The 16768-nt window shown below is 64.2% G+C and carries 16 protein-coding genes and 1 tRNA gene; 8 read left to right on the top strand and 9 right to left on the bottom strand.

Features of this window, described 5'->3' with window-relative positions; all coding sequences use genetic code 11:
- The first annotated feature begins 220 nt into the window (after window positions 1-220).
- From CUJ90_RS13075 to CUJ90_RS13065, 3 genes are all read left to right on the top strand, one after another.
- Entirely contained in the window at window positions 221-979 is a 759-nt protein-coding gene (locus CUJ90_RS13075; RefSeq protein ID WP_114162978.1) for a TraB/GumN family protein, read from the top strand.
- A gap of 42 nt (window positions 980-1021) precedes the next feature.
- Entirely contained in the window at window positions 1022-1222 is a 201-nt protein-coding gene (locus tag CUJ90_RS13070) for a hypothetical protein (RefSeq protein WP_244219921.1), read from the top strand.
- 176 nt (window positions 1223-1398) lie between these two features.
- Window positions 1399-1893 (top strand): GNAT family N-acetyltransferase, encoded by a 495-nt coding sequence (locus CUJ90_RS13065; protein WP_073431172.1) that lies wholly within the window; start codon window positions 1399-1401, stop codon window positions 1891-1893.
- A 62-nt stretch (window positions 1894-1955) separates the two neighbouring features.
- On the opposite strand, the gene CUJ90_RS13060 is transcribed toward CUJ90_RS13065, so the two are convergent.
- Genes CUJ90_RS13060 through CUJ90_RS13050 form a run of 3 tightly spaced genes read right to left on the bottom strand, consistent with a single transcriptional unit; the run spans window position 1956 to window position 3994 of the window.
- Complete coding sequence (locus CUJ90_RS13060; RefSeq protein WP_114162977.1) at window positions 1956-2819, bottom strand: cytochrome c oxidase assembly protein; 864 nt, start codon at window positions 2817-2819, stop codon at window positions 1956-1958.
- 9 nt (window positions 2820-2828) lie between these two features.
- A complete protein-coding gene (locus CUJ90_RS13055; protein WP_114162976.1) occupies window positions 2829-3290 on the bottom strand; it encodes a copper chaperone PCu(A)C in 462 nt (153 codons plus the stop codon).
- A 17-nt stretch (window positions 3291-3307) separates the two neighbouring features.
- On the bottom strand, window positions 3308-3994 hold the full coding sequence (locus tag CUJ90_RS13050; RefSeq protein ID WP_422879704.1) for an SCO family protein: 687 nt from the start codon (window positions 3992-3994) through the stop codon (window positions 3308-3310).
- 343 nt (window positions 3995-4337) lie between these two features.
- Between CUJ90_RS13050 and otsB the strand changes: the two genes are divergently transcribed.
- Both otsB and otsA read left to right on the top strand, forming a co-directional pair.
- The gene (gene otsB / locus CUJ90_RS13045; RefSeq protein WP_114163553.1) at window positions 4338-5087 is read left to right on the top strand and encodes a trehalose-phosphatase; all 750 of its coding nucleotides are present in this window, start codon (window positions 4338-4340) and stop codon (window positions 5085-5087) included.
- A gap of 55 nt (window positions 5088-5142) precedes the next feature.
- Window positions 5143-6615 carry an alpha,alpha-trehalose-phosphate synthase (UDP-forming) gene (gene otsA / locus CUJ90_RS13040; protein ID WP_114162975.1) on the top strand — a complete coding sequence of 491 codons (1473 nt, stop codon included), beginning with the start codon at window positions 5143-5145 and terminating at the stop codon, window positions 6613-6615.
- A gap of 132 nt (window positions 6616-6747) precedes the next feature.
- Here the strand turns inward: otsA and CUJ90_RS13035 are convergent, their stop codons facing one another.
- On the bottom strand, window positions 6748-8619 hold the full coding sequence (locus tag CUJ90_RS13035; protein WP_193615301.1) for an ABC transporter ATP-binding protein: 1872 nt from the start codon (window positions 8617-8619) through the stop codon (window positions 6748-6750).
- A 666-nt stretch (window positions 8620-9285) separates the two neighbouring features.
- Between CUJ90_RS13035 and CUJ90_RS13030 the strand changes: the two genes are divergently transcribed.
- From CUJ90_RS13030 to CUJ90_RS13020, 3 genes are all read left to right on the top strand, one after another.
- On the top strand, window positions 9286-10350 hold the full coding sequence (locus tag CUJ90_RS13030; RefSeq protein ID WP_073431176.1) for a glycosyltransferase family 4 protein: 1065 nt from the start codon (window positions 9286-9288) through the stop codon (window positions 10348-10350).
- A gap of 241 nt (window positions 10351-10591) precedes the next feature.
- Window positions 10592-11443: a hypothetical protein gene (locus CUJ90_RS13025; RefSeq protein ID WP_073431177.1), complete on the top strand. Its 852-nt coding sequence runs from the start codon at window positions 10592-10594 to the stop codon at window positions 11441-11443.
- A 152-nt stretch (window positions 11444-11595) separates the two neighbouring features.
- Window positions 11596-12060, top strand: a complete 465-nt coding sequence (locus tag CUJ90_RS13020) for a DUF2214 family protein (protein WP_073431178.1) — start codon at window positions 11596-11598, stop codon at window positions 12058-12060.
- Between the two features lie 145 nt (window positions 12061-12205).
- Here CUJ90_RS13020 and CUJ90_RS13015 read toward each other — a convergent pair whose 3' ends face one another.
- The 5 genes from CUJ90_RS13015 to CUJ90_RS12995 form a co-directional block, all read right to left on the bottom strand.
- Window positions 12206-14083 carry an ABC transporter ATP-binding protein gene (locus tag CUJ90_RS13015; RefSeq protein ID WP_114162973.1) on the bottom strand — a complete coding sequence of 626 codons (1878 nt, stop codon included), beginning with the start codon at window positions 14081-14083 and terminating at the stop codon, window positions 12206-12208.
- A gap of 451 nt (window positions 14084-14534) precedes the next feature.
- Window positions 14535-14609: transfer RNA gene (locus tag CUJ90_RS13010), tRNA-Val, on the bottom strand.
- 48 nt (window positions 14610-14657) lie between these two features.
- Window positions 14658-15392, bottom strand: a complete 735-nt coding sequence (gene dnaQ / locus CUJ90_RS13005) for a DNA polymerase III subunit epsilon (protein WP_073431180.1) — start codon at window positions 15390-15392, stop codon at window positions 14658-14660.
- A gap of 74 nt (window positions 15393-15466) precedes the next feature.
- Window positions 15467-15913, bottom strand: a complete 447-nt coding sequence (rnhA, locus tag CUJ90_RS13000; protein ID WP_073431181.1) for a ribonuclease HI — start codon at window positions 15911-15913, stop codon at window positions 15467-15469.
- On the bottom strand, window positions 15910-16764 hold the full coding sequence (locus CUJ90_RS12995; RefSeq protein ID WP_114162972.1) for a class I SAM-dependent methyltransferase: 855 nt from the start codon (window positions 16762-16764) through the stop codon (window positions 15910-15912). Before CUJ90_RS12995 ends, rnhA begins: the two co-directional genes overlap by 4 nt.
- Window positions 16765-16768: the final 4 nt, after the last annotated feature.

Genomic DNA, 16768 nt, shown 5'->3' with positions numbered 1-16768 from the left:
GGCATGCGTGGGAAACGTCGGTTGCCATACGACCATTCCGCCAACTGTGTGCGCTATGCCGCAGATGCGGATAATGGCGGCTTCGCGTGCGGGTAATCACGCACGGCCAAAGCCGGCATCTCGAACACCGCTGCGTTTTTCCGCTGTTGGGATTGCGCTCGGCGTCACTACGTGAATCGCTCGCTTCTTCGCATCATTTTCCCGTCCGCACCGAGGCTGCATGTATCTACAACTCACCGGCACCCAGGTCCGTTTGCTGGGCTCGATGCATCTGTTCCCCGCGGCGAGCCGCAAGATGCCGCCGTGGATCGCCGAAGCGTACGACTGGGCCGAAGCGCTGGTCTTCGAGTCCGATCCGCCGACGATCCTGCCGTTTCTGAAGGCGCATCCGCACGATGGCGCAAACCGGCTGCGGTCGCTGCTATCCGCCGATGCCTGGGACCGTCTCGAGGCGGCGTGGCCCGTCGAGGGAGCATTGGCGCCGCTCGCCGATCTGCGTCCGTGGGCGGCGTTGATCGTCGCGCCGACGTTGTTCCAGCAGGTGGTCGAAGGTGTCGAGCCGCGCATGCTGCGCTCGGCGATCACGCAGGGCAAACCGTATCGGTATCTGGAGACCGCGCGGGAAGTGGCCGCGTCGCTCGAATCGATTCCGCTCGATGCGATCGGCGCCGCGCTCGACTTGCTGATGTCCGATCTGGCGGAACCGCAGCGCACGCTCGAGCGGATGCACGCGGCCTGGCTGGACGGCGATCTGGCCGAGGTGCAGCGCATTGCCGCCGAATCGCCGATGTTCAATTTGCCAGGCATCCGCGAGGCGATTCTCGATGCACGCAATCGCGCCTGGGCGGCGCGTTTGAAGGACTTGCCAACGCGTCCCGAACGGACGTTGGTAGTGGTGGGCGCGCTGCATCTGTGCGGTCCCGGCAACCTGATCGACTGTCTCGCGCATCCCGTCGAACCGGTTTTTGCGAGCACGTAGCGCATTCGCGTCTCGCATGCCTTGCGGCATCATGAGTTGAGCGTGAACGCCTGTATTCGCCCGCACCTGCTCGACGCGCGCAACGCCCAGGCTCAGCGCGGTTATCAGATCCGCTATAGCGTTGGCCAGAAGCAATACGATCCGGTGCGGCATGGCGCGATCGGCGAACTGCTGGCGGCGGCCGATGCCGCGATGTACCGCCACAAGCAGGCGTCGAAAGCGCACACCGTTCATAGCCGCTGAACGCGGCTCGGGGCGTCAGCGGGACCGGACGTGCTTCATGCGCCGCGAGCGTCTCACGCTGCTTTTTGCGCATGCATCGTCACGATGCGCGCGCTGCCGCATGGCTTAAGCGCAGCGCGCCCGGCATAATTGCGGATCGCCGCCACCAGGTCCGGCCCACTTCTTTGAGCCTTTCCATGAACGAACCGAAGCACACTGCCGCCGCGCGGCTCGCTGAAATCGAATGGCGCTGGAAAGCCTTCGACGAACTCACGAGCGCCGAAGTCTATGCCATGCTGGCCGCCCGCAGCGCGGTATTCGTCATCGAACAGCATTGCCTGTATGGCGATATCGACGGGCTCGATACCGACGCCTGGCATCTATTGGCCTACGGGCCCGGCGCAACGCGTCCGCCGCTGGCCGGCTATCTGCGCGTGCTGTTGCCCGACGCCGATGATGCCGATATCCGTATCGGTCGCGTGTTGACCACCGCGGATTTTCGCGGCATCGGTCTCGGCAACGCGATGCTCGAACGCGCGCTCGAACATATCCGCGCGCAGTGGCCGCGGACGCCGGTTCGTTTGCATGCGCAGGCGCATCTTCAAGGCTTCTATGGGGCGTTCGGCTTCGCGCCGGTATCGGAGATCCACGAAGAGGACGGCATTCCGCACGTCTGGATGCGCTCGGCCTGAGCGCCGTCACGAAGCCCGGCGCGTGCGCGCCGAACGGCCGGCTCTTGTGCCGGACGCCTGGCTCAGCGCTGGCCGCGCGCCAACGCTTGCGTCGCCAGCGCGCGCCGTTCGCCGCGCAGGCGTCCGCGAGCGGAGAGCCGCATCCAGTGACGCAGCGCCACCAGCGCGCCAATCACGCTCATCATCGAGCCCGGAATCCATAGCAATAGCCCGCCGATCTGCTGATCGCGCATCGGACTCAGCCACGTGAAGGCGCGGCCGCAGATCGAATAGATCGGATACAACTCGCGCGGTGTGAAGAAGATGAACGCGCCGAGGATGATTTGCGGCGGTATCGCGGCGATCACCACCAGCACGCGCTTGCCGGGCGACAAACGCGCCGGCGGCGCCGGCCGCGGATCGAGCACGAGCCACCAGAACAGCAGGCCGTCGATCACCATGCTCCAGTTCATCACGCGATAAAGCCGCCAGTCGAGCATCGCGACGAAATGCACCGGCGACATCAGCCAGAAGTAAATCAGGCCGACGAACAACGTGACCGCGACCACCGGATGCATCACGATATCGAGCAGTTTGCGCACCGCCGGGGTTTCGAGCGCGGGCCGCACGAAGCGCTGCCGCCAGCCGAACGGAATCCCCGCGCGCAATGCGGTGCCCGGATACGACAGCGCAATGAAGAACGGCCCGAGGTGATGCAGCACCAGATGCTGCGCGCGATGCATGAAGAACTCATGCTCGAAGAAATAATCGAGCCGCGTATGCAGGGCGACGTATAACGCCACCAGCCCGAACCAGAAGGAAACGCGCCGGGCGACCGACAGCCTCGCCTTGCGCGCGCCGCGCACGAACAGGATCGCGGGCACCAGCAGGGCGATCACGACGGTCGGCGAAAACTCCCAGGGATCGAGCCAGTAGAGCAGGTTCATCGCGGCGGGTTACTTGATCTGGGCCGGCGATTTGACGGCGAACGGCGCGTCGAGCGTTTCGCCGTCGGAGAACTTCAGCTTGAGACGCACCGTGTCGCCTGGTGCGATCTTGCGCTTCGCATCTTCGAGCATGACGTGATAACCGCCCGGCGCAATCGCCACCTGGCCGTGCGCGGGCACCGTGAGCTTGTCGACCATCACCATCTTCTGCGACGAACCGTTCGACACGGTCTGATGCAGCATCGCGTCGCCATAATCGCTGCTCGAAATATCGACGAGATCGACCGGCTTATCGCTGGTATTCACGAGCGTCGCGTAGCCGGCGGCGGGCAAGTTGTTGGGCAGCCAGCGGACCCAGGCGTCCTTGACGCTGATCGCCTGCGCGCCGGCGGCTTGCGCGGCCGGAGCGAAACCGAACGAAAGGGCGAGGGTGCAGGCGAGGGCGGCGAACGTGTTTTTCTTGATCGACATAAGTGGAATCGGAAAGGTCAGGAGCGGTCATCGATGATACGGCGCAGGTCCTGCGCGATCGCATCGGGGGTGTCGTGGTCGGTGGCCAGCAGACGCGCGCGGCCTTGCGGATCGAACACGTAGACGGCGGAGCTATGGGTCACTTCGTAGCTGCCATTCGGGTCGCGCTTTTCCATCTGATAGGCGACGCGGTAGCGCTTGGCGAGCGACTCGATTTGCCGGTCGGTGCCGGTCAACCCTTCGGCGTGTTGCGAGTCGAAGGCGCCGACGTAATCGTGCAAGGCTTGTGGCGTATCGCGCGCGGGATCGACGGTGATGAACAGGATGCGCACTTTTCGCGCGTCGGGGCCGAGCTTGCCGAGCACTTGCATTAGCCGGCCCATCGTTTCCGGGCAGACATCCGGGCAATGCGTGTAGCCGAAGTAGACCAGCGCGGTGCGGCCCTTGAACGAATCGCCGTCGACGGCGCGGCCGTCGTCGGCGGTCAGCGTGAAGTCGAGGTCCGGCAAGTGGCCGGTCACATTGGTCAGGTGCCAGGGCTCGGCGCGTTGCGTGCAGCCGCCGAGCGCTGCCAGCGCGGCGATCGCGACGACCGCGCGCAGCGCTAACCGTTGTACCAGGCGTGGCCGGTCTGACGGTGCGGGATCGGCTTGCCGGCGTCGGGATGAGATGGTCGGGAACAAAGCAGGTATCAATGACTCGATTAAAAAGCGGCGCTTGAAGGGCAGCCGCCATCGCCGCCAAGACGCGAGATCGTGCAAATATGAACGTGACCGCAACGGTCCGCGTGGCAGCGACTGTATCGCAAAATCTCCGGTGGCGTCGTCGAGCGCCCGCTGGCGCGTGGTTTGCGAGGCAATTTGACGCACGCCGATGAAAGCCGGCTGCAGCCTGATCGTTCTCTTTTTGAATGCAATCCGAAGCGGTCTTGCCGCGCGCCGTCAGGCCGAGCCTGTGTCTTCGCTTACTTTCTCGAAAAATTGACTGATGCGCGGTAAGATGCGCACACTTTTCCGGCCGCACAAGGCTGAAAGGCAAAACCAACCGATGCAAGTACTTCCGGCTGTCCTGTCTCCGAGCGAGACGGCATTTTTCTTCGATTTCGACGGTACGCTCGTCGAGCTCGCACCCACGCCGGATGGCGTGCAGGTCGAACCTCGCGTGGTCGAACTGCTGAGCGAACTGCGGCGTTTGACGAACGGCGCGGTCGCGGTGGTATCCGGCCGCGGCATCGACAGTATCGACGCGTTTCTCGGCATGCCCGACCTGCCGATTGCCGGCCTGCATGGCGCCGAGCGGCGCGACGCGAACGGCGACACGCAGCGCATCGGCTTTCACGATCAGCGGCTCTTGCGAATGGAGCAGGTGCTCGCGCAGGTGGTCAACGAACATCCCGGCATGCTGCTCGAGATCAAGGGCGCGGCGCTCGCGCTGCACTACCGCAACGCGCCGGACCGCGAGCCGGTGGCGCGCGAGGCGACCGAGCGTCTGGTGGCCGATTACCCCGGCGCATACGTGCTGCAGCCCGGCAAGATGGTCTACGAAATCAAGCCGAAGGACGTCGACAAGGGCCGCGCGATGCGCGCGTTCCTGGACGAGCCGCCGTTCGTCGGCCGCTTCGCGGTGTTCGCCGGCGACGATCTGACCGATGAGAAAGGCTTTGCCGTCGTCAACGAGCGCGGCGGCCTGTCGATCAAGGTCGGCGTGGGCGAGACGATGGCGCGTACGCGCATCGAATCGATCTCCGCGCTGCTCGACTGGGTCGAATCGATTATCGCGGCGGCGCGCAGGGCATGATCGCCACGCCGCGCCGCTCAACGCACCTAACGCACCGTATCGGGAATCGCGCTTCATGAGCCGACTGATCATCGTATCGAACCGGGTTGCGCCGATCTCGGAGGGCGGCCCGGCGGCGGGTGGTCTGGCGGTCGGCGTGTACGACGCGCTGAAGGAAACCGGCGGCATGTGGTTCGGCTGGAGCGGCGACGTGCTGAGCTCGGGTCAGCCGCGGATCAAGGTCGAGGAACGCGGGCCGGTGACCTTCGCGACCATCGCGCTGATGCGCCGCGACTACGATCAGTACTATCGCGGCTTCTCGAATGCGACGCTCTGGCCCGCGTTCCACTACCGCGCCGATCTGTTGCACTACGACCGGCACGACTTCGAGGGCTACGGGCGCGTCAATGCATGGCTCGCGCAGCAACTCGTGCCGCTTCTGCGCGACGACGACGTGATCTGGGTCCACGACTATCACCTGATTCCGTTCGCGCAGGCGCTGCGCGCGGCCGGTGTGAAAAATCGCATCGGTTTCTTTCTGCATATTCCGTTTCCGGCTTCGCAGGTGCTGCTCGCGGTGCCGCCGCATCGGGAACTGGTCGAGGCGCTGTGTTCGTTCGATTTGCTGGGCTTCCAGACCAAGCCGGACTTGCGCGCGTTCTGCGATTACATCGTCAACGAGGCGAACGGCACGGTCGACGCATCGGCGAGCGGTCCGCTCATCGTTCACGCGTTCGGCCGCACGTTGCGCGCGTCGGCTTACCCGATCGGCGTCTATCCGGACGAGATCGCCGAACTGGCGAAAGCCGGCGAGCGCGGCAAACCGGTGCGCACGATGAAGGCGACGCTGCATTCGCGCAAGCTGATCATGAGCGTGGACCGCCTCGATTATTCGAAGGGGCTGGTCGAGCGTTTCCGCGCCTTCGAGCGTCTGCTCGAACATGCGACGGCGCAACGCAACAAGGTGTCGTTCCTGCAAATCGCGCCGCCCACGCGCGCTGACCTGCACGCGTACCAGGACATTCGTCTGCAACTCGAAGGGGAGTCGGGACGCATCAACGGCCGCTTCGCCGAACTGGACTGGACGCCGATTCTCTACATTCACAAGCAATACGAGCGCTCGGTGCTGGCCGCGCTGTTTCGCACCGCGCACGTCGGTTATGTCACGCCGTTGCGCGACGGCATGAACCTCGTCGCCAAGGAATATGTGTCGGCGCAAGACCCGGAGAATCCGGGCGTGCTCGTGCTGTCACGCTTTGCCGGCGCGGCACAGGAACTGGATGGCGCGCTGATCGTGAATCCGGTCGACATCGACGGCATGGCCGAAGCGCTTGCTCGCGCATTGGACATGCCGCTTGCGGAGCGCCAGGCGCGTCATCGCGACATGATGGTGCAGTTGCGGGAGAACAATGTGTCGGTGTGGCGCGATAACTTCATGCGCGATCTGCAAGGTGTCAACGGCGCGGGGAATGGTGCACGGAGCACCAGAAGCGGGAAGGCGCGCGCCGTGGCGGGGAAAAAGGCGGCGCGCGAAACGCTGGCCGGATAGCGCTTTAAAAAGGCTGCCTTCCCAGGTTCGGAAAAACAGAAAAGCCGCTTTCGAGCGGCTTTTCTGTTTGCAGCTTGCTGACGGGTCGCAGCGCGGGGTTACAGCGCAGGGTTACAGCGCGTCGCGCGTGGCTCAGACCACGTGCTGTTCGTCGACTTTCTTGCCGCCGACATGCAGCGTCGCGCCCTTGCCGTACTGCTTCGACAGCAGATCGCGGTACAGACCGGGGCGCAGGCGCAGCTCTTCCGGGCTGCCGTCGTCGATTACCTTGCCGGCGCTCATCACGATGATCCGGTCGAAGTTGTTCAGCGTCGACAGGCGGTGCGCGATCGCGACCACCGTGCGGCCCACCATCAGGCGGTCGAGCGCTTTCTGGATCGCTTCTTCCGACGCGCTGTCGAGCGCCGAGGTGGCTTCGTCCAGCAGCAGGATCGGCGCGTTCTTCAGGATCGCCCGAGCGATCGCGATGCGTTGACGCTGGCCGCCGGAAAGCTTCACGCCGCGGTCGCCGACGATCGTGTCGAAGCCTTCCGGCATCGCCTCGATGAAGTCCGTGCAACGCGCCTCGCGGGCGGCGGCGAGCACTTCTTCGCGGCTCGCTTCGGGACGGCCATAGGCGATGTTCTCGTACACGGTGCGATGGAACAGCGAGATATCCTGCGGCACCAGCGCGATCGCATGGCGCAGGCTGTCCTGAGTGATCGTGGCGATGTCCTGGCCGTCGATTTTGATCGCGCCGCCCTGGGTCTCATAGAAACGCTGCAGCAGCGCCAGCACGGTGGACTTGCCCGCGCCCGACTTGCCGATCAGGCCGACCCGCTGGCCCGCCTCGATATGCAAATCGAAGTGATCGAGAATCGGACGGCGGCGCGGGTAGGCGAACGTCACGCCTTCGAAGTCGACCCGGCCGCCTTGCGGCACGAGTTCCGTCGCGCCGTCGCGATCCGGCATGCCGTGCGGCTCGAGCAGGGTGCGCACGGCCTCCGCGAGCCGCGCCACGTGCTGCGTGACGTCGACGAGCGCCACGGCCAGATCGCGCGTGCCGTGCAGAATCGTGAAGCCGAGCGAACTGACGAGCACGATGTCGCCGGAAGTCGCCCGGCCCTGGTCCCACAGCCACAGCGCCCAGCCGAGCAAGCCGGCCGAGAGCAACGCGGTGATCACCGCGTGCAGCAGGCGCAGCTTCTCCAGATACAGCAGGCTCTGCTGGCGCGCCTCCATTTCCGCCTTGACGGTCGCGCCGAAACGCTGCTGCTCGCGAAACGTCATGCCGAACGCGCGCACGAGGCCCATGTTGCTGATCACGTCGACCAGTTCGCCGTCCACGGAGGCCGCCCGGGTGGCGAAATGATGATGACGCGCCGAGCCGCGGCCGGCGAGCTTGTACAGCACGACCGACAGGATCGCCGAGCACAGCATCAGGCCGCCGGCCATCAGCGGATTCACCGCGGTGATCATCACGATCGCGCCGAGCACCGCGATGCACGGCGGCAGCACGTTCCAGGCGGTGGTGTTCTCGGCGGTGTACACCGCGTTCGAGGTGGCCGTGATCCGGCTCGCGAGCATGCCCGGCTGCTTCTCCGAGTAATAGGTCGGCGAGTGTCCGCTCAAATACTGGAACAGATCGCGCCGCAAGTCGCCGGTCACGGCGACGAACGTGTGCGCGGCGACCCAGCCGCCGACCCGCCACAGCAGGTTGTCGGCGGCGATCAGGCCGACCAGGATGGCGAACGCCCCCCACAGCGGACCGGGATGATGCCGGCCCTGGCCGAGCACGTCGATCAGGTGTTTGATCGCGTATTGCGATGCGAGCGCACAGCCCACGGCCGCGAATACGCTGCACACGACGATCGCATGCGCGAGCGGGTGGCGGCGAATAAAGCGGAAAAGAAACGCAAGCGGCCGATGCGCATAGCTCGCGAGCTTTGCGTTCTGGGCGTTGCGCTGGGCGATGGTTAAGTGTTCCAAATTGATCGTGGGTTCGATGGGTTTCGGCTTGCGCATGCAAAGCGCGGGCCATACGGAAAAAAGGGTTCGCCGCGAACCCGATGCTTCGCATTGTAAACATGCAAAAGCGATTACGCCCTGGGTATCCGGGCCGTGACGCGAGTGATTTCGCGATAGAACTGCACAACCTGTAGTTGCTCGACCGCCCAGCACGGCGTGGGGTTCACGCCGGCTGCGAAAAGTTTCGAGATACAATTACAAATTGCCTTCAACCGAGGCGCGTCATTGCTTCAACGCTGCCGGTAAAGTTGACGCGCAAGCTTGCAAGAGCTTGCACATGTCGGGTCGACCGGACCTGTCCAAGGCCAACCGCCACTGTAGAACCGCCTTATAAAACAAGGGTTTGTAAAGTGTTTCCCTCGTGTAACAACGTAAAGACTTTGAAATGTCGTGGCGCGGCAAGGATTCGGGCATCGATAATGCGTGCTCCGTAGGCTCCTGAAATTTCTGACAGTTTGTCAACGTAGGCCGCGCGAGTGCGTTTACCGGCACATGCGCAGACGGTGATCGACTGGTCTGGGCCACTATCCAGGCGACCCATCGCAAGATTTCTCGAAGAATCAGGCCGCGCCGGCATGTCCGGCAGGCGGCCCGGGCGAGCAAGCGAGTCGCTTTTATCAAACGCAGTACCTTTGCCTGATTTTTTACGAGGAGTTCTTCATTATGCGAATCGCTCAAATCGCTCCGTTGCACGAGGCGGTTCCTCCCAAGCTGTACGGTGGTACGGAACGCGTCGTGTCCTACCTGACCGAAGCGCTGGTCGAACAGGGCCATGATGTGACGCTGTTCGCGAGCGGCGATTCGCAAACCTCGGCAAAACTCGAAGCTTTCTGGCCGCAGGCGCTGCGCCTCGATCCGACCATTCGCGACGTGATGGCGCCGCACATGCTGTTGCTCGAGGAAGTGCGCCGCCGCGCGGACGAATTCGACGTGCTGCATTTCCATATCGACTATTACCCGTTCTCGCTGTTCGCCCGCCAGCCGGTGCCGTTCGTGACCACGCTGCATGGCCGTCTCGATCTGCCGGAATTGCAGCCGATCTTCAACACGTTCAGCGACGTGCCGGTGGTGTCGATTTCGGACAACCAGCGTATTCCGCTGCCGCAGGCGAACTGGCTGCAAACCGTCTATCACGGCCTGCCGGAAAACCTGCTCACGCCGATCAAGGACGTGAAGCCGAGCTACCTCGCGTTCCTCGGCCGCATCTCGCCGGAAAAGCGTCTGGACACCGCGATTCGCATTGCCCAGCAAGCCGGCATGCCGATCAAGGTTGCCGCGAAGCTCGACAAGGCCGACCGCGCCTATTACGAAGAAGTGATCAAGCCGCTCATGTCGCTGCCGCACGTCGAATACATCGGCGAAATCAGCGAATCGGAAAAGACCGAGTTCCTCGGCAACGCCCACGCGCTGCTGTTCCCGATCGACTGGCCGGAGCCCTTCGGTCTGGTGATGATCGAAGCCATGGCTTGCGGCACGCCGGTGATCGCGTTCAATCGCGGTTCGGTGCCGGAAGTGATCGAAAACGGCGTGTCGGGTTTTGTCGTCGAAGATGAAATCAGCGCGGTCGCCGCGGTCAAGCGTCTGCACACGTTGCCGCGCGAAACGGTGCGCAAGGCGTTCGAGTCGCGCTTTTCGTCGAAGGTCATGGCGCAGAACTACGTCGCCACCTACGAGGAACTGCTGCGTCAGAAGCATCGCACGGTGCTGCGCGAAGTCAACGCCAGCTAATGCGCCATAGGTAAAAGCAGTCAAGCCGTTTCACCAGGCGCTTTCGGGCGCTCACTGAACCGCGAATAACGCCCCGTGAGCCACTCGCCGCGGGGCGTTGTTGCATGCGCGCCGCGTTTTTCCCGAGGAGCGGCGGAAATGGAGGGTTTCGTGTCTGCAAGAATGGGTCACCCTCCGTAATATCCCTATAATGGCCGTGCCGCAAATTTGGCTGCGGCGCCGCCGACGACAGGAGGATGCCTTGGCGAGAACGAAAGAGACGCGCGCGAACGCGGCGCCCGGCGCCGGAACGATTTTCGCGCTGCGCGCCATCGGTCTCGTGCTTCTGGCTCGCTGGCTGTTTTCGATGGCGCAGATGGACCTGGGCGCGGCGCTGTCGGCGATGGTGTCCTCGCCGTGGGCGTGCATCAACCTCGTGTTCCTGTTCCTGCTGATCTTCCTGCCCGGCGCGCGCGCCGTGGCCGAGCGTCCGTTTCATCCGCTGCCGCAATGGCTGCGCCAGGCGCTGCGTCTGTTTGCTTTCCTTGGATTCCTGTTCGCGGTCTGGTCGGTGGGCGCGTTCGCGGCGAGCGCCGGTTGGCGGCGCACCGTGCAAACGGTGGCGGCCACCAACGGCTGGCTGCTGGCCGCGCCGGCGCTATACGCGGCCGTCCTGTGGATTTGCCGCCCGCGCGCGCTGTGGCGAACCAATGTCGCCGCGCGCCGCTTTGCGATCGGCCGCTATGCGGTTGCGCTCGATCCCGTCACGCGCACAGTGAGCGTGTGGGCCGAGCGTCGCAAGGTGGGGCAGTACGACGCTCGCGAATTGTCGGTGCGTTGGGCCGCCGCGCAAGGCGTGCGCGGCACGCCGGCGGCCGCTCGCACGGTGGTGTTCGCGACGGCCGGCGAGCCGGACGGGCACGCGGCGCCTCGCTCGACCGCTGCGCCGTCGCTGGCGCGCGGCGCCTTCGGCCGCCGTCCGAAAATCGAATTGCTGTGGGACTCGCCGGCTGCTGCCGGCCATAACCGACAGACCGTATTCCGCACCGCGCTGACTACCGAAGGCGATCGGGTCGCCGCGCGTGCGCTCGACACGTCTTTGCAGCAAGTCTGAATCCGACGCTTTGTGCAGTCGGCCACACGCGGTGGCCGAAGCGGGCGTCGTAAAGTATGCGCTGGTCGATAATGAAGTGAGTGCCGCACGGCGCTGCAAGGCCGGCGGGTCAGACGTACACCGATCGTATCGCGTCGTTTGCAGGAGTCGCTATGCTGGTTCGCTGGTTGCTTGCCGCCATTCATCTGCTCGCTTATGGGTTCGCGCTCGCGTCGATTCTCCGGCGTACCTGGGCGCTACGCCGAGCCACTGTGCCCGCGGCCTTGCGATCCCTGTTCCGCGCCGATACCCGCTGGGGCCTCTCCGCACTGGTGCTCGTCATTACCGGCTTGATGCGCGTCTTCGGCACCTACGAAAAAGGCGCGGACTACTACCTGCATGAGCCGCTCTTTCACGTCAAGATGACGCTGCTCGTGGTGATTCTCGTCCTCGAAGTACCGTCGATGCTGGCGCTGATGCGCTGGCGCGCCGCGGTGAGGAAGGGCGCCGCGCCGGATCTGCGAAAGGCGCGTTCGTATGCCCACCTCAGCGTGATCCAAACGGTGTTGCTGGTTTTGATGGTGTTCGCGGCCGCGGGAATGGCGCGCGGCATTGGCTTGTCCGCGGGCGCGGTGTAGCTGGCGCACTCCAACGATAAAACCGGGCGGGGCTGCGGTCGCGTTGTACGGCCAACGCGCTAAGCGTGTGAAACGCCAGCGCAAACCGTTTGCTACCGGTACTTACCGGCGGTCTCCGCTCGACGTTCCACACATTCGTTGCAAGTTACTTCCCCACGAGCAGACTGGAATCATCTGTCCGGTTTGCCTTGGCGGCCGCCGTTTCGGGCAAGGTATCCGGCTCGCTCAAGCCCTTGATGAGTTCCAGCGCCTGACGTTCGAACAACCGCCGGTACAGCCCGTTCTCGAGCTTGATCAGCGCGTCGTGACTGCCTTCCTCGATGACCTTGCCCTTGTCCAGCACCAGCAACCGGTCGAGTGCCCGCACGGTGGACAGGCGGTGCGCCACCACTAGCGTCGTGCGGCCCATCATCAGCCGTTCCATGGCCTGCTGGATCAGCACCTCGCTTTCACTGTCGAGGCTCGAGGTGGCTTCGTCCAGAATCAGGATCGGCGCGTTGGCGAGAAACGCGCGCGCGATCGCCACGCGCTGACGCTCGCCCCCCGACAGCTTCACCCCGCGTTCGCCGACCCGCGTGTCGTAGCCGTTGGGCAGCGCCGCGATGAAGTCGTGCGCGCTGGCGAGCCTCGCGGCGCGCTCGATCTCGGCGCGGCTCGCGCCGGGCCGCGCATACGCAATGTTCTCCGCGAGCGAGCGGTGAAACAGCACCGGCTCCTGCTGAACGATCGCGATCTGGCTGCGCAACGACGCTTGCCGCACATGCGCGATGTCCTGACCGTCGATCGTGATGCGGCCTTCCGACAGATCGTAAAGGCGTTGGATCAGCTTGATGAAGGTCGTCTTGCCCGAACCCGAATGGCCGACCAGTCCGACGCGTTCTCCGGGCGCGATCCGCACGGAGAAGTTGTCGTAGAGCGGCGTGGCGTTCGCACCGTAATGGAAGGTGACGTGCTCGAAACGAATCTCGCCCTTGCCGATCACGATCGGACCCGCGCCCGGCTGATCCTCGATGCCGAGCGGCTGACGTTCCAGCGACACCAGCTCTTCCATGTCGTTGACCGAACGCTGCAGATTGCGGATGTGCATGCCCACCTCGCGCAGATAACCTTGCAGCATGAAAAACATGGTGAGCGCGAACGTGATGTCGCCGACACTCGCCTCGCCGCGCATCCACAACAGCAGCGCGGCGCCGAGAATCGCAGCCTGAATCGCCACCAGCATGCCGCCCTGCACGCCGCCATTGATGGTGCCGCGCATCCACGTGCGGCGCGTGCGATGACGCCACTTGCCGATCACGCCCGCAAGCAGCGCTTCTTCGCGCTCCTCGGCACCGAACGCCTTCACCACGCCGTTGCAACTGACGGCGTCGGCGAGCGCGCCGCCCATGCGCGTGTCCCACGCATTCGCAAGGCGCGCGGCGGGCGCCACGAAGCCGAGCGACAGGGCCACGGTCACCGCGATATACAACACCGAGCCGATGCCGACGACCGTGCCCATCATCGGCCAGCGCCAGCCGAGCAAGGTCGTTGCGCCGACCAGCATGACCAGCGACGGGAACAGCGCGATCAGCAGCGTATCGTTGAGCAGGTCGAGCGCCCACATGCCGCGCGTGATCTTGCGCACGGTCGAGCCGGCGAAGCTGTTGGCGTGCCAGTCGGTCGAAAAGCGCTGCACGCGATGAAATGCGTTCGCGGCGACCTCGCTCATCATCTTGAGCGTGAGCTTGATGATGTGAAAGAACACGCCCTGGCGAAGCAGGGTGGCGCCGAGCCCAAGCGCGCTCAGCAGGCCGAAGGCCGTGAGCGCGGCGTGCCAGGCGACGGCGTTGCCGGCCGAGCCGGACGCGATCGCGTCGACGAGATGCCCGGCGAACATCGGCGTGAGCACGTCCGCCACGGCCGAGAGCAGCACGAGCACCGTGATGGCGACGATGCGCCAGGGCTGCCGTGCCCAATGCAGGAAGGTGAAGCCGAGGACGTCCTTGAAGGCTTGTCCGCGAAAGTCGAGTTTTTTTCTGGTCATTTGCGACGACCCGGCGACGCGTGAGCGCACCGAGGTTCCAGTCAGAAGCGAGAGAACGAGACAGTCGAAGCGTGCCGGAAAGCACCGGCAATGAAACTGTGGACTGTCTAGGGTTTTGCGCGGAACGCCGGGTTCAGGCGGAGCCGCGTAAGCGACGGATTAAGGTCGCGAGACCATGTAAGGGATGGCGATGTGCACTGCAAACATGTGACGCCTCCCTATGGTCGAATGAGGTGAAGAAGATGGACGGGGCGAATGCCCGAGTGCCGACTATATCAGCAAGTGCCTGGCGGCTGCAATCGTACGAAGTTTCGGTGTTGACGCGCAAGCCTGACGAGGCTGGCGCACTGCGGCATGCAATCAGACGCTGAAGCTTGAGCGGCAAATAGAAAAGGGCCTACGCATTTCTGCATAAGCCCTTTAGTCTTCGGTGATCGACACACCAAAATTCTGGTGGGTAGTACTGGGATCGAACCAGTGACCCCTGCCGTGTGAAGGCAGTGCTCTACCGCTGAGCTAACCACCCGAAGAGACCCGAATTATGTCAGGGTTTTTTTTACGCGTCCAGTATTTTTTAAGCGGCTTGCTCATCCGCTGCGGGCACGGTTTCGAGGCGCCACACGCTCGTGCCCTTGACCGCCTTGTCGAGACCGTCCAGCACGGCCTGATGCGCCACGATTTCGTCGTCGCTGGCGGCGATCACGACCAGTTCGAGCGAGTCGATCGCCACACGCGGCGCATGCTCGTTTCCATTCGCGTGAGACTCGCCGAGCATGTCGATGACGAGGCTTTCCTGGCCGCGCGTCATCGCCAGATAGACCTCGGCGAGCAACTCCGAGTCGAGCAGCGCGCCGTGCAGCGTACGGTGCGCGTTGCTGATGCCGAAGCGATCGCACAGCGCGTCGAGTGAATTGCGCTTGCCGGGGAACATCTGCTTGGCGCGCGCGAGCGTGTCGATGATTTCCCCGCAATAGGTGCTGACGGGCGGCAGACCCAGCAGGGCGAACTCGGCGTCGAGGAAGCCGATATCGAATGGTGCGTTGTGAATGATCAGGTCCGCACCCTGGATGAAGTCGCGGATCTGGTCGGCGATCTCGCCGAACTTCGGCTTGTCGCTCAGGAACTCGGTGGTCAAGCCGTGCACCGCCAGCGCGCCCGGATCGCTGTCGCGTTCCGGATTGATGTAGAAGTGCAGGTTGTTGCCGGTTAGCCGGCGGTTCACAAGTTCGACGCAACCGAGTTCGAGAATCCGGTCGCCGGTGCGTGCGTTCAGGCCGGTGGTTTCGGTATCGAGGATGAGTTGGCGCATGGGGGATTAGCCTGCTTCAAAAAATTGCAGCAAAAAAGACGGTGCGCGCATGGGTGCCGGCGCGGCGGCGGACGTCACAGTTCGGCGAGCGACGCGACGCCGCGATTGGCCAGTTGATCGGCGCGTTCGTTTTCCGGGTGGCCATTGTGGCCGCGCACCCAGCGCCATTCGATTTCGTGTTGCGCGACGAGCGCATCGAGCCGCTTCCACAAATCGGCGTTCTTCACCGGCTGCTTCGCGGCGGTGATCCAGCCTTTCTTTTTCCAGCCGTGAATCCATTCGCTGATGCCCTTCTGCACGTACTGCGAGTCGGTATGCACGACCGCCTTGCAGGGGCGCTTCAGCGCTTCGAGCGCGGCAATCACGCCCATCAGTTCCATGCGATTGTTGGTGGTATTCGCCTCGCCGCCGAACAGTTCTTTTTCCTGGTCGCCGAAGCGCAGCAACGCGCCCCAGCCGCCGGGGCCGGGGTTGCCCTTGCAGGCGCCGTCGGTATAAATATCGATGTGATCGGAAGTCATTGAGTGTGGTTGCGTGTGTTCGGTGTGGCGGCGGGCGCGAGGCCCGGAGCGAGGACGGGTTTCTTCACTTTCAGCGGGCCGACGAGACGCATGCCGCGCACGCGCTTGATCGCCTTGATCATGTAGGTCGCGCCGAAAATCGGCCACCAGCGGTCGCCGGCGGCTTCCATGAAACCATAGCGGGACAGCCACTGATCGCTGCCGAGGGGCGGACGATAGCAGCCGAAGCGCCCGCGTTCAAGGTCGAAACCCAGCAGCTTGATCCAGTCCTTCAGGCGAGTGAAGGCGATCAGATCGACCGCGGCGGGCACAAAGGGCCGCCCGGTCATTTTGCCGACCGATTGTCGCGCGCCCCATAACGACAGCGAGTTGAAGCCGAGAATGATCAACTGGCCTTCGGGCATCAGCACGCGCTCGGCTTCGCGCAGCAGCCGGTGCGGGTCGCTGGTGAATTCCAGCGTGTGCGGCATCACGATCAGGTCGACGCTTTGCGCTTCGAACGGCAAGTCGAGCAGATCGCACCATACCGCGCTGCGTCCGGACGGCGCGGTCAGGACGGTGGGCTCGGCTTGCGCGGAACGGTTACCCGCGGAGCCGTTGCCGGCCTGCGCCGGGCCACGCGGAAAAGTGTAGGGCGCGCTCGCGCCGCTCGCGGCATCGAGCACCAGCCCGCGGCACGGCATGCGGTTTTCGCGCAAGGCGTCGAGCTGCGGCAGGCCAAGTTGCAGCGCGTGGTAACCGAACACGTCCGACACCACGCGGTCGAGCTGGGTCTGCTCCCACTCGAGCACGTAGCGGCCAGGCGGTGAATCGGTCCAGGCGGGCCAGTCTATAATCGCTCGGTCAGTCATATCA

The sequence above is a fragment of the Paraburkholderia terricola genome (genome assembly GCF_003330825.1).
Taxonomy (GTDB): domain Bacteria; phylum Pseudomonadota; class Gammaproteobacteria; order Burkholderiales; family Burkholderiaceae; genus Paraburkholderia; species Paraburkholderia terricola.
Note: the sequence above shows the minus strand (reverse complement) of the source record. Positions and strands in the feature narration are given on the sequence as shown.